Raw genomic sequence first — 12,900 nt, 5'->3', positions numbered from 1 at the left:
AAAGGCCCGTGACAAGTACGGGCCTTTTGTTTGCGCAAGACAGGGCCGCGCCATCAAAACGCCATCAACGCCGTACCCATAAAGGTGTGCTGACTATCCAGCCGGTTCTTGCTGCTGACCGTAGGTACCCAGCGCAAACCCAGTGACAGGGTGTGTTTGGTATCCAGCGTGGCGTCATAAGTCACGATCGGACCAATCGCGTAGTCATGCCCTTTGAACCCGTTGAGTTTTGCGGCAGTGGGGCCAGAATCATCCCCCAGTTGCTGCGTGGTCCCCATCACCAGACCCACCCCCAGCTTGTTGGAAAAGTGCTTGAGGCCCATCAGGTCCAGGGTGAATTGCGGCGCGTTGTGGTAGTCCGTGTCTTTATTGGGCGTATAAAACTGCAGGGTACTCACCGCATCAAATTCCATGCCTTGCTCGGGAAAGATGTGCGTGTAGGCCACTTGCGGCACAAAGGTCCAGTTGTTCAGGCTGGGGTTGGCCAGTTTGGTGGGGTCGTATTGTCCGGTGGGTGCCCAGACGTTGAAACTGAACGCCACATGCTCGGTTTTTGAAATGTGATAACCGGCAATAATGGGCGCAAAGTAGATATCAAACAGGTTGGATGCTTGCTGGCTGGTGGCAGCGCGCAATGGCCCCAGTCCCACTGTGCCGTCGACCTGGGTCCACACATAAGGCAGGGTGAAGCTGGAGGCGAAATTCCAGCGGCCGGCGCCGGTGTCCCACACTTTCATCAACGTAGCCTGTGTGAAAGAGATTTCGCCACTGATCCCTGCAGACTCTTTGCCCGCAATGGGCACCAGCCGGTCGTCGCTGACCGTGCCATCCAGATAGATTTCACCGACATTCACGATCCACACTGGCTCGGGCGGCACAATGCCGATATCGGGTGACACCGCCGTGCCTGTGATTGGCCGCCCTAGTGCGCCTTCAGTGGCATGGGCCGCCGGCAGGGCCAGCGCCAACAGGCCGGCGAGCATCGAACATGGAAAAAAACAGGAACGCATGACGTTTGTCTCCTGGTAGATTCAAAATGCGCGGTTGTCCGGATTAAGCGGTGTCAATGCAGACCGCTTGTTGGGTTCTTGCTTTGTTCGGGAAGGCTGCAAATCCTGGGCTGAGAGCGCCGGGGGCGTAGCAGTAGCCTCTTTGTCATAGATCGCACCCAGCCAGGTGGCCGCCTGGGCTGCCTCCAGCACGCTGCGCAACTGGGCAGGCCCGTTGGGTTGGGTGGCATCCAGCCAGTGATACAGCGCAGGCACCAGCTTGGCCGGCTGGTGCCCCCGTAACGCCATACGCAACTGGTGCCATGCCAGGCGCGCCGCGTTGATCTGCCGCGGTCGCCGGTACCAGCGCACACCCCGGCGCCATAGATGCGGTAATGACCACCACAACAGCAGTAACGTAATCACCACTACCGCAACCATTTGCGCCAGACGCACGACATCAATATGCCGAATGCGCGCGGGGGCCGGACCAGACGCCTCTGTCGGCAAGGCCAGTTCGGGTTTGTAGGCGGGGGTTGCCGCTGCGCTTAGCGTCAGTGCGGGCGCAACGGCGGTACGCAATTGCCCGGCGCGGGTGTCCCACCACACCACGCTGATGGCGGGGAGTGTGTAGTTGCCGGCCTGCTGGATAACATACGTGGCGGCGTCTTGCCGGGTGCTGCCGAGAAACCCCTGTCTATCTTTGGTGATGTCCTTGATCTGGCCTTGTTTCGGATACACCGCCAACCCCGGCACGGGCGGGAAAGAGACTGGCGGCAACAGCATGCCTTGCACCCCATCCACACTGACAATGATGGTGCGGGTAAACGCATCACCTTGTTTTAGTCCGGTGAGCGGGCGGCTGATTTGCTGGGTGATCTGCAAGCGGGTGGTGCCAATGGCGTTTTCTGCCCCGGCAGGCCGTGACACTGCCTTGACGGACAAGGTGAGGGGCTGGGTGCGTGCCGTGGTTTTGCCCACCTGGCCGACCTCCAGTTGCAGGGAGATGGCCGGGATCTTCAAGTCGCCGTCATTTTGCGGCGTGATCATATAGCTGCGCGATACCCCAAACCATTTCACCCCGTTGATTTCAATATTGAAGTTTTCTGCGTCATCACTTGGCGGGCTGGCAATGGCGCCGGGTATGTCAATGGCTGGGTAAAGCGGTGCGGCGGTAAACCAGTTGGTGGTCAGGGCATCGACCACCAGTTTCACCAGCTGCCCGGGCATGACGGGGGTGGCGGGTTCCAGGTGGGCCCGCGCCATGCTGCTGGCCGCATAGGCAGCCGGGCAGGGCAATAACACACTCAAGCAGAGGATCAGCAGTAGCCGTCTCATGGCTTCTGGCCCTGAGCTTCAATGGCAAATTTCTGCCGTAAAAAGTCGGCTGGCGTGGTGTGCAGGTTACGCATCCACAAGTCTGCATCCAGCGCCTTGCGTTGCGCTTCAGTCAGCTTGACCACCTTGCCCTTGTCGCCTTTTTCAAACTTGAATTCATCGGGTTTGAGGTTGGGTGCTTCTTGCTGTTGCTGGTCTTTGGTCGGGGGTTTGGCCTTGGGGATTAATGCCGCCACCAGTGCCCGGTTGGCCCTGGCCTGGGCAAACTCCGGCTGGAGTTTCAAGGCATTGTCATAAGCGGCGACGGCGCGCGGGTAGTCTTTCAGTCGGGCATAGCAGTTGCCCATCATGAAATACGCTTGGGGTGTTTGCAGATTGGCAAAAGCGGTGAGTGCTGCGGCGTTATTGCCGGCGCGGTACCACGCCCAACCCTGCCACATGGGGTCGGCAAACAGGTTGGCGGCTTCGGTAAACTGGCCATGTTCAAAGGCCCAGCGCCCTTGCTGATCCGGCGTGAAGAACGCGTCCTGCCAGCGTATGTCCAGTGCATAAGCCGGGCGGGGTGCGCTAAACAAACCGGCCAGCAGCAGTACGGGCAGCCAGCGAACCCACCCAGCCGCGCCGGAACCAGAGCGCCGCCAGCAGTGCCAGCGGAAAACACAGGTAATAACCGGCTTCTTTCCAGCGAACCTGAGCATTGCGTTCTTCTGCCGCCTGCATATGGCTGACGGCGCGGCGTTGTACCCATGCCACGTCATCGTCATCCAGTCGCACGCTGGTGAGTGGCGCGTCTGCTGCGGCGGCAGCAGCTTGCAGTGCGGCCAGATCAAACTTGCCCTGTTGCGGATGGCCGGCAGAATCGGTCACCACGCCACCATTCTGGCTGCGCAATGGCCCGCCACGCGCTGTGCCCACCGCCAATAACAACACCAGCGCACGCTGCTGCCCAATGGCTTTGGCAAACGCCGGAATCTGGTTGCGGTCAAAGCCATCCGTGCAAAACACTATGGTGCCGGCAGCGGGCTCTTTGCTCAGCAGGTGGTCTGCTTGTTGCAGCGCGCCCAGCGCATTTTTGCCTGCGCGTGGCATGAGCGAGGTATCCAGCGCATCCAGGAAAAGGCCCATGAAATCCGGATCGTCCGTCGGTGGCACCACCATATGCGCCGTGCCGGCGTACACCACAAGGCCGGTACGGGCGCCGTTACGCAGCTTCATCAACTCTTTGATCTTTTGCTTGCAGCGGTCCAGCCGGGTGGGCGGGATATCCGTGGCGTTCATGCTGGCGGATAAATCCAGCGCAACGACCAGCGGTGCGGTGTCTTGCGAGAACGGCGGGGCTTCTTGCTCCCAGGTGGGGCCGGCGGCGGCCACGGCCAGTACCGTCAGGGTGAGTGCGGTCAGGTGGACCGGGCGCACGCGCCAGAAACGGTGAGGGTCGACCAGCAAGTGCGTTAACAGGTGCGGGGCGATAATGCCACGCCAGCGGCGACGGGGGTCTGACAGCGCATGCCATAACACAACCAGCACCGCCGCCACCGCAATCAGCCAAAGCCAGTGCGGGCGCAAAAAGTGAAAGGCATCAAGATTGATATCCATGCCGGTTACGCCGTAAGTGGCCGGCGACGCGGGCGCCGAATCAGTGTGATGAACAACATAAGCGCGTGATAGAACACGATCAAAGCGCCTGCCAGCATCAGCGGCAGGTAAAAAAGCTCACGTTTGGGACGGTGCGACTGGCGCTTGACCTTGTCTGGCGTAATACGATCCAGCGTGGTGTAAATCTGTTCCAGCCCGCGCAGGTTCTCTCCCCGATAAAATTGCCCGCCCGTGACGGCGGCAATTTTCTGCAAGGCGGCCAGATCAACCTTGTCTTCACCGGTGGCGTTCGGGTCGCCAATGCCAATGGTATGAATGATCAGCCCTTTGTCCCTGGCAATGCCTGCGGCACGTTCCGGCGGCAGTTTGCTGGCGGTGTCGCCGCCATCGGTCAGCAGAATCAATACCTTCTCTTTGGCTTTGGATTTCTCTGTCATGCGAATGCCGACGCCAATGGCGTCACCAATGGCGGTTTGTGGGCCGGCCATGCCAATCTGCAGTTCATCCAGCAACTGTTTTACGCTGTCATGATCCAGCGTGAGCGGCGCTTGCGGAAACGCCGTGGCACCAAAAGCAATCAAGCCAATGCGGTCATCGCGCCGACGATCAATAAACGGCGCAATCACCTGTTTGGCGGCCTGCAGGCGGTTAAGTCGCTGGCCCTGGGCGTTGACGTAATCCCGCGCCTCCATGGATTGTGAGAGATCGATAGCCAGCAGCAGATCGCGCCCGGCTTCAATGCGTTCAACCGGGGGCTCGACGTAAACGGGCCGCATCATGGCCAGCACCAGCAAACCCCAGCAAAGCGGGGCCAGCACGACTTGCAGCCAATTGGCGCGCATGACCACTGCGCCAGCTAAAGGCCGCGCGTGCGCCAGCGTTGCCATCTGTTCGAACAGTGGTACGCGCACGGCGGGCATGGTTTCACGGTAGACCGGCAACAGAAGCCAGATCAGCAAGGGGAGTGGCAGAGCCAGTGCGGCCAGCGGAAACTCAAGCTGGTACATGGGCAATCCAGCGGCGTAGCAGGTTAATGAGTTCGGCGGTTTCAGCCGGCGGGTGCTGTTGCCATGCCAGGGCCGGCAACAGCTTGCCCGGCCCGCTGGAAAACGCGTTGTCATGCCAGGTGTTGTCCAGCCATTGCAACCATTGTGGGCCCGAGAGTTGCGCCACCTGATCGCGCGGAGCAATCATCAGTGCCACACGTTTGACCAGTGCGGGCAGGGCGCGTACAGCAGTCATTTGCTGCGGGTTGGCGTGCAAGGCAGTTTCAATGGCGGCCAGTTCTGCCAGTGCGGCGCGGCGCCAGGCCTGCGCTTTGTGGTGCTGCCACAAGCGCCAGATCACCCACAGCAAGAGTGCCACCATGAACACACAAAGCACGGCCCAGCCCCAGGTTTGCGGCGTCCATGCTACCGGGGGTGGCGGGGGGATTTCTTGCAACGCGGCCAGAGGATCGCTCATCGGGCGTCTCCAGGTCGGTGCAGGGTGGCCGGGCGCGGGCGGCGGTCACCCAGCATGCGGCGCAGTTGTTCTGTCACCGGTTGCCGGGTATCCAGCCGCAGTGTTGGCACGCCGCTGCCCTTGAGTAGTTCGGTTACTTGTGTTTCCTGGTCGCTAAACCAGGTTTCAATGGGTTGTCGCACGCTGCGCGTGTCAAAGTTGAACTCTGCCTGCAACTGTCCCCCGGTCAGTACCATACGGCCCGCGTGCGCCGGCAGGTGCTGAAACAAGGGATCAAGAACCAGCGCGGCGACCACGTCGTTATGGGTGCTTAACTGGCGCAGCAATTGGCGGGTGCGTGCATCGGCGCCGGTAAAATCGCTGACAATGCAGACCAGGTAATCATGGGCGGCTATGCGCAGTGCGTATTCCAGCGCTTTGTTCAGTTGCCCTGCCTTGGCCGATACTTTGCTTTGGGCGTGCAAGGCCTGGTTCATGCCGGCCAGTGCCGCAAGGATTTCCTTCACCCGGCCAGGGCTGCGCAAAGCACGGAACGGCAAGAGGGTCTCGTCATTGAACAGCAGGGCACCGACGCGATCTTCTCCGCGCAGGGCAATCCAGGCGCCTAGGGCGGCCAATTCGGCGGCAACGACCGATTTCATGGCGTTTTGGGAGCCAAAGAACATGGACATGCGCTGGTCGACCACAAATAGCGCCGGGCGATCACGTTCTTCCGTATAAACCCGCACCAGTGGCTTGTTCATGCGCTGACTGGCTTTCCAGTCAATATGGCGGACGTCGTCCCCGCGCAGATAGCCCCGGATTTCTTCAAAGTTGAGCCCGCGCCCGCGCATGCGTGAGGCATGGCGACCGGCCAGCATGCTGGCCCGGGGCAACCAGGGGTCGAACACCAGGCCTTCGGCGGATTGATCCAGCCGCATGAGCGAGGCCGCATCGACATACACCGTGCCGATGGTGTCCGGATGGATTGAGGGGGCATTTGCCATGACGCGCCTTTAAGCCGGCACCGCGACCGACTGCACCAGCTTGTTGACCACGGCGTCGGCATCCAGCCCGTCCGCGTAGGCGTCATAAGACAGGACCAGGCGATGGCGCAGGGCGGGCAAGACCACAGCGCGAATATCATCCGGCGTGACATGGTCGCGGCCTTCCAGCCAGGCATGGGCCCGGCTGGCGCGATCCAGCGCAATACCGCCGCGCGGGCTGGCGCCAACGGCAATCCAGCGCGCCAGATCAGCGTTATGGTTGGCTCGACTGGCCCAGAGCAAGTCGACAATGTAGCGCTCAATGGCCTCACTGACGTAGATCGCGTGGATTTCTGCGCGCGCGGCGAATATGTCGCTCTGCGCTACGGGTGTCGCCGCCGCGAGGGCTGCGTTGGGTGTGCCGGTTTCTTCACTACGCACCAGGCGCAGGACTTCCAGTTCGTCGGCGCTGGCGGGGTAACTGACCCGTAGTTTCAGTAAAAACCGGTCCATCTGCGCTTCCGGCAGTGGGTACGTGCCTTCTTGTTCAATGGGGTTTTGCGTGGCCAGCACCATAAACAGGTCTGGCACTTTGTGCGTGTTGCCGCCTACCGATACCTGGTGTTCTTCCATGGCTTCCAGGAGTGCGGCCTGCACCTTGGCCGGTGCGCGGTTAATTTCGTCGGCCAGAATCAGGTTGCCAAATACCGGGCCGGGTTCAAAGCGGAAACGGTTGTTGCCGTTTTCCTGGTAAAGCATGTCTGACCCGGTGATGTCGGCCGGGAGTAAATCCGGCGTGAACTGGATGCGGCGCATGGTCGCGTCCAGATTGCTTGCCAGCGCTTTCACCGCGCGGGTTTTGGCGAGGCCCGGCAAGCTTTCCAGCAATAGATGCCCATTGGCCAGCAGGCCGATCAGCATCTGGCGGATCAGTTCGCTCTGCCCTTTGATGCTGGTTTCCATTTGTTGCTGCAAACGCGTGACGGCATCGCGGCTGCTCATGGCCTGTGAACTCCGGAGTAAAAGGGAATGGGTGCGATGGCATCGCAAAGGGAAATCAATAGTCACCCGGCATGGGGACCGGGTGACTACTGCGTCAGGCAAGTTGCAATGCGCGTCAGTCTTTGCCGCCGCTAATGGTCCGGGCGCGCTGGGCGTTGCGTTCAATTTCGGCGTCTACCCCGGCGCGGATCTGGTCCACGCTGAAGCTGGCCGGTTTCTGGCTGGGCGGATAGGCCACAAAGGTCTGCAGGAATTCTGCTGTTTTGGCGACCGCCAATTCGTTCAGGTAGACATTTTTGGTCATCCAGTCGTAGTACTGGTCAGACACGATGTCCGCCCGCTCGTAGGGGTCCATGCGCAGGTTGAAAATTTTGGGCAGGCGCAAGCAGGTGAACGGGTTGGCCCACACTTGCATGCCGCCGGGTTCTCGCTGCTCGCAAAAGACAAATTTCCAGTCCTGGTAACGCATGGCAACCAGCACGCCATCGTCATCAAAGTAGTAGAACTCGTCGCGCGCGCCTTTGGGCTGTTTGCCTTCCAGGTAAGGCAACTGGTTATAGCCGTCCAGGTGGTTCTTGAACGTGGGGCCACCCGCTTTGGGTGCCCAACCCTTTAACAGGCGATCTTTCACCGAGGTGTCGCCCGCCACCGCCAGCAAGGTGGGGAACCAGTCCAGTCCGGAGAACATTTCGTTAGAGACCGTGCCTGGCTTGATATGCCCCGGCCAGCGCACAAAAGCCGGTACCCGGAACGCACCTTCCCAGTTGGTGTCTTTTTCACTGCGGAACGGGGTGGTGGCGGCATCGGGCCAGGAGAACTGGTTAGGCCCGTTGTCCGTGGTGTAAACAACAATGGTGTTGTCCGCAATACCCAGGTCATCTACGGCTTTCAAGAGTTTGCCGACGTCTTGATCGTGTTCCCACATGCCGTCAGCGTATTCATTGCCCGCCATGCCGCTCTTGCCCTTGAACTCTGGCCGCACATGGGTAAACACGTGCATGCGGGTGGTGTTCATCCAGACAAAGAACGGCGTGCCGGTTTTGACTTGCTTTTGCATGAAGCCAATGGCGGCGGCGGTGGTTTCGTCGTCAATGGTTTCCATGCGCTTGGCGGTCAATGGGCCGGTGTCTTCTATTTTGCCGTCGGCATAAGAATGAATGACCCCGCGTGGCGAGAATTGCTTGTTGAATGCCTGATCTTTGGGCCAGTACGGGCGCTCTGGTTCTTCTTCCGCATTCAGGTGGTAAAGGTTGCCAAAGAACTCGTCAAAACCATGCGCGGTGGGCAAGTATTGGTCTTTGTCGCCCAGGTGGTTTTTACCAAACTGGCCGGTGGCGTATCCCAGCGGTTTAAGCGCCTGGGCAATGGTGATGTTGGATTTTTGCAGACCCACATCGACACCCGGCGCACCTACTTTGGAAAGCCCGGTACGCAACGGGGATTCACCAGTAATGAACGATGAACGCCCGGCGGTACAACTGTTCTCGGCATAGTAGTCCGTGAACATGGTGCCTTCTTTGGCAAGTCGGTCAATGTTGGGGGTTTGATAACCCACAAGTCCGTGGGTGTAGGCGCTGATATTGGCTTGCCCGATATCATCCCCAAAAATCACCAGGATGTTGGGCTTGCTGCTGGTTGCAGCCTGGACTTGCAGGGCAGTCAGCCCGACCAGTATGGCCGGTAGTAGCCATTGTTTGACGCTATAGCGTAACTTTCGCTGGAACATATTCACATCTTCCCTCTGCTAAGTGAGCAGGCGGCCTCACAGTATTTATCAAGAGTCAAAAAAGAATCCTGTCAGCCAGCAGAAAAATAGCAGCCCTGGTAGGTTACCGATTCCTGATGGATGTACTGTTTATAGCATTGGGAATATAGATTTCTGCTTCTTTTGTAACCGTTTTCTTGTCGTACATCAGCAGGAAATAGTTGGGTTTTGCATGACTGCTACGGCGTGAAATGACGGTAGTAAAGATTGTCTGGATCGGCCTGAAGCGCGCGTTCCAGCGTGATTTGCCAGTTTTCTTTGTCGCCCGCGTAGGCGTACAAACCGGCAGCGTAAAAATCCATCAAGGCCTGTTGCTGCGTTTCTATCCGGGCAAGCAGGTCTGCATCGGCACCCATCAGAGGGAGGGGGGAGCGCACGTTGAGTAATTGCGGCAAAACACGTGCAAATTCGCCCGGACGCAACCAGTCGGCGTATTCAATGCGCGGGTGGTCATCGGTGACGGGCAATGCCTGTGCCGCGTAACGTTCCAGCCCGGCGTGGTCGGTAATCCAGGTGGCCAGCAGCGCAGCGGGCGAGGGTATGCCCACTTCTGTCAGTGCCTTGCGCACCGCAGGCGCGGCAAAGTGGGCGTTGATGCTGGCAGCGTTCAGCACAATGGGTTGGGCCGATCCGACCAGCAGCATTTCATGCAGCTCGGTCGTCCACAAGGTGGCATAGGGGAAGGCATTCAAAAAACTGCGCACCAGTGCGCGGCTGTCTTCATCGTTCTGGGTTGCCAGCGGTAGCCACTGCGCAAACAGGCCGCCAGGTTGCAGGCGATTGCGCGCCAGTTCGTAAAAATCCTGCGAGTACAAATTGACTACGCCTGCTGCCGACGGAGGTGGCGGCTCCAGGGTGATCAGGTCATATTTTTGCGGGTTTCGCAGTAGTTCTTGCCGGCCGTCATGTACCCGAATCTGCATGGCCGGATTATGGGCTACATCAAAATTGCCATTGAATGCGGGTACGGCGCGGACCACGGCGGGCAGGAGTTCAGCGGTGACGCGGTGGGTCAGACCGGGATATTGAGTCAGCGCCCCGGCCGTAATTCCGGTGCCCAGCGCAATCACCATGGCAGAACGGGGTTCACCCTGATGGATGATCAGCGGCAACAGCGCCTGCAATCGCATATAGCGCAGCGAGGCCATGGTGTCGCCGGAATTGGATACTCCCTGGATATATAACCGCCGGAAACGCTGCGCTCCCCGACCTTGCTCCAGCACGGCGACGGTACCGGCGGCGGTTTCTTCCCACTGCACCAATGTGCCACCGCGCGTGCGCGCCAGCAGGCGCACGTAACGGTCTGCCGGCACCACAAAACCCAGAATCAAGGCAAACAGGGTGATGGCCCAGACGGCCTTGCGCGATAACGGTGTGGCTCCGCGCCAGACGGCAGCAAGGCCGACCGCACAAGCTGCCAGGGCCAGCACCCACAATGCATGAACCAGCCCCAGCAAAGGGATCAGTACAAAGCCGGTCAGCGCCGTGCCCAGAATGCCGCCCGCTGTATTGAGGGCCAGCACCTTGCCGGTATCGCGTCCCACCTGTGCCGGATTGGCGGCTAACCGCAACACGACAGGAAATGCCGCGCCCAGCAGTACAGTGGGTAGCAGCACCATATAGCCTCCCGCCAGGGCAAAGCGCAGGCACAAGGCCAGCAGGTTGCCGCCGCCTGCGTCAAGCACCAGGCTGGCCAGTTTGCTTTGGGTGGCAGGTAACCATGGCCCCAGTAAGCCAACCTGCAATAACGCCACCGCACCGGCTGCGGCAATCAGCCCGCCAAATACGCCCCACGGATCGCGCAGGCGATCGGCATGACGGGCATAGAGTGCGCTGCCCAGCATGATGCCGAACAGGTAGGTGACCAAGACCATGGTAAAAGCAAAGGTACGCGTGCTCATGAACTGCACCACGCTTTGCGTCCAGATCACCTCGTAACCCAGCGCAATACCCCCGGCCGCGGCGTACAGCAAAATGGCCCGACGTGCCGGCGCAAGCTCGGGCGCGATGATCGCAGGTGCGCGGGTAGGTGGTGCGCCAGATAGCAGGAAACTGCCGAGCGCCAGCACCACATTCAGTGTTGCCGCGGCGAGGATGGTGCCTTGCAGGCCAAGTAACGGAATCAGCCAGAATGTGGCAATCAGCGCGCCGGCAATGGCCCCCAGGGTATTGGCTGCATACAATACGCCGCCAGTACCGCCGACCCGCCCGTCCGCCGGGGCCCGATCACGGAGCAAGGCGGGCAGGGTGCCGCCCATAAAAAACGCGGGCAGTCCGATCAACAAAAACAAGGGTAACCACGCCAGCAGACCAATATGGTCCTGGGCTATCGCAAACCAGGGTGCGGCATGGGCCAGTAACAAGCTCCCCGCCAGGCCACTCACGGCGACGGCGACTTCCAGAGTGCCGTAAAACTGTAGCGGCTGCGCTACGCGGTCTGCCCAGCGCCCCAGCCACCAGCCTCCCAGGGCTAACCCCAGAAAAAACGCACTGATGGCCGTGGTGACGGCGTAGACATCCACCCCGACGATCAACCCCAACTGCTTGACCCAGATGACCTGATACACCAGGGATGCAGCACCGGATACAAACAGCAACGCGGACTGCCGCCACGGCACACTGGCGCTGCGCTTTGGTTTGGTTTTTTCAGTTGCCGCTGCGGCACGGACAGTGGCAGACGGCGAGGGGGCTGGTGGCGCAGGTTTGCGGCGGTGGCTCATGAAGGCTCTGGTTTTACTGGAAAGGGTAAATTTTCTTCCAGTCTGTTTTCATATCGATGAGAATCCAGCCATTGGCTGGCGCGGCATCCAGTGCCTTATCCAGTTTGCCTACCGGCGATTGCCGATCATAGATAAACTCTCTCACCGCATCGGTGTGATGCACAATCAATCCCAGATGCGGACCATTGCCGCCCGTGGTGTATTGCAGCATTTGCAGGTCACCGTCTGAATTACCAAAGGCAATGACCGGTTTGCGGCCAATGTACCGGGCAATGCCCACCGGCTTGCCGGGACCGTCGTCAATAAAGTCGATCTCTGGCAAGCGTTCAATCACCGGTTTGCCATCACGCATTTCAAACCGGGTCTTGATGCTGCTGCCGATCACCTGTTCTGGCGGCACGCCATAAGTCTCCTCCGCGAACACCCGCATGAATTCCACGCCGCCGCCCGACACAATAAACGTCTTGTAGCCATTGGCGCGCAAGTACGTCATGACTTCCAGCATGGGGGCGTAGACAAGTTCGTTGTAATGGTGCTTCAGCGTGGGGTGGCTGGCGGTGTGAATCCAGCGATCAACAATGGCAGAAAACTCGTCCGCCGTCATGCCTGCGTGCGTAGCCATTAACAGGGTGGTGACCGATTTCTCACCACCGGCCAGCACCTTCTTGTAATCACCCTTGAGGGCAGAAGCGTAGGGTTCCTGCGTGGCCCACTCAGGGTGCTGGGGCGCCAGCTCGCGCAGGCGGTCAAACAGGAAGAACCCCTGAAAATACATGGGCTGCTCGCTCCACAACGTGCCATCGTTATCGAACACGGCAACACGCTGCGCTGGCGGCAGGTAGTCCGGAGAGCCACTTGTGGTGGTGGCCGTAACAAACTTGATGATCGCAGTGCGGGCAGGGCTGTCTTGCCAGAGTGATAGCGGCTCAGCCGCGTTGGCACTGACGCTGATCAGCAGGGCAAAAAAGGCGGAGATGAGTTGAGTACGCATCGCGGAACATCCTCACAATTTGCGATTACAAAACTGTTGCCGGCTAACCCGGCTCGTGTGCCAGCATCAA

11 protein-coding genes are annotated in these 12,900 nt (G+C 59.7%); all 11 read right to left on the bottom strand.

Going from position 1 to position 12,900, the window contains the following annotated elements; translation table 11 throughout:
- Positions 1-53 precede the first annotated feature (53 nt).
- On the bottom strand, positions 54-1,010 hold the full coding sequence (locus HNQ50_RS07140; protein ID WP_184099011.1) for a SphA family protein: 957 nt from the start codon (positions 1,008-1,010) through the stop codon (positions 54-56).
- Between the two features lie 21 nt (positions 1,011-1,031).
- Entirely contained in the window at positions 1,032-2,327 is a 1,296-nt protein-coding gene (locus HNQ50_RS07135; RefSeq protein ID WP_184099009.1) for a BatD family protein, read from the bottom strand.
- Complete coding sequence (locus tag HNQ50_RS21890) at positions 2,324-2,902, bottom strand: tetratricopeptide repeat protein (RefSeq protein WP_221303033.1); 579 nt, start codon at positions 2,900-2,902, stop codon at positions 2,324-2,326. Before HNQ50_RS21890 ends, HNQ50_RS07135 begins: the two co-directional genes overlap by 4 nt.
- A complete protein-coding gene (locus HNQ50_RS21885; RefSeq protein ID WP_221303032.1) occupies positions 2,895-3,923 on the bottom strand; it encodes a VWA domain-containing protein in 1,029 nt (342 codons plus the stop codon). The genes HNQ50_RS21890 and HNQ50_RS21885 overlap by 8 nt, the downstream gene beginning before the upstream one ends.
- 5 nt (positions 3,924-3,928) lie before the next feature.
- A complete protein-coding gene (locus tag HNQ50_RS07125; protein ID WP_184099007.1) occupies positions 3,929-4,930 on the bottom strand; it encodes a vWA domain-containing protein in 1,002 nt (333 codons plus the stop codon).
- Complete coding sequence (locus HNQ50_RS07120; protein WP_184099005.1) at positions 4,917-5,387, bottom strand: DUF4381 domain-containing protein; 471 nt, start codon at positions 5,385-5,387, stop codon at positions 4,917-4,919. The genes HNQ50_RS07125 and HNQ50_RS07120 overlap by 14 nt, the downstream gene beginning before the upstream one ends.
- A complete protein-coding gene (locus HNQ50_RS07115) occupies positions 5,384-6,373 on the bottom strand; it encodes a DUF58 domain-containing protein (RefSeq protein ID WP_184099003.1) in 990 nt (329 codons plus the stop codon). The genes HNQ50_RS07120 and HNQ50_RS07115 overlap by 4 nt, the downstream gene beginning before the upstream one ends.
- A gap of 9 nt (positions 6,374-6,382) precedes the next feature.
- A complete protein-coding gene (locus HNQ50_RS07110) occupies positions 6,383-7,354 on the bottom strand; it encodes an AAA family ATPase (RefSeq protein WP_184099001.1) in 972 nt (323 codons plus the stop codon).
- A 115-nt stretch (positions 7,355-7,469) separates the two neighbouring features.
- Positions 7,470-9,080 (bottom strand): arylsulfatase, encoded by a 1,611-nt coding sequence (locus HNQ50_RS07105; protein ID WP_184098998.1) that lies wholly within the window; start codon positions 9,078-9,080, stop codon positions 7,470-7,472.
- Between the two features lie 218 nt (positions 9,081-9,298).
- Positions 9,299-11,839, bottom strand: coding sequence for a fused MFS/spermidine synthase (locus HNQ50_RS07100; RefSeq protein WP_184098996.1), 2,541 nt, complete (start codon positions 11,837-11,839; stop codon positions 9,299-9,301).
- Positions 11,840-11,852: 13 nt separating this feature from the next.
- A complete protein-coding gene (locus HNQ50_RS07095) occupies positions 11,853-12,830 on the bottom strand; it encodes an HAD family hydrolase (protein WP_184098994.1) in 978 nt (325 codons plus the stop codon).
- Between the last annotated feature and the right edge of the window lie 70 nt (positions 12,831-12,900).

This window comes from Silvimonas terrae (assembly GCF_014202765.1).
Classification (GTDB): domain Bacteria; phylum Pseudomonadota; class Gammaproteobacteria; order Burkholderiales; family Chitinibacteraceae; genus Silvimonas; species Silvimonas terrae.
The sequence above is the reverse complement of the archived record's forward strand: the minus strand, read 5'-3'. Positions and strand labels throughout refer to the sequence as shown.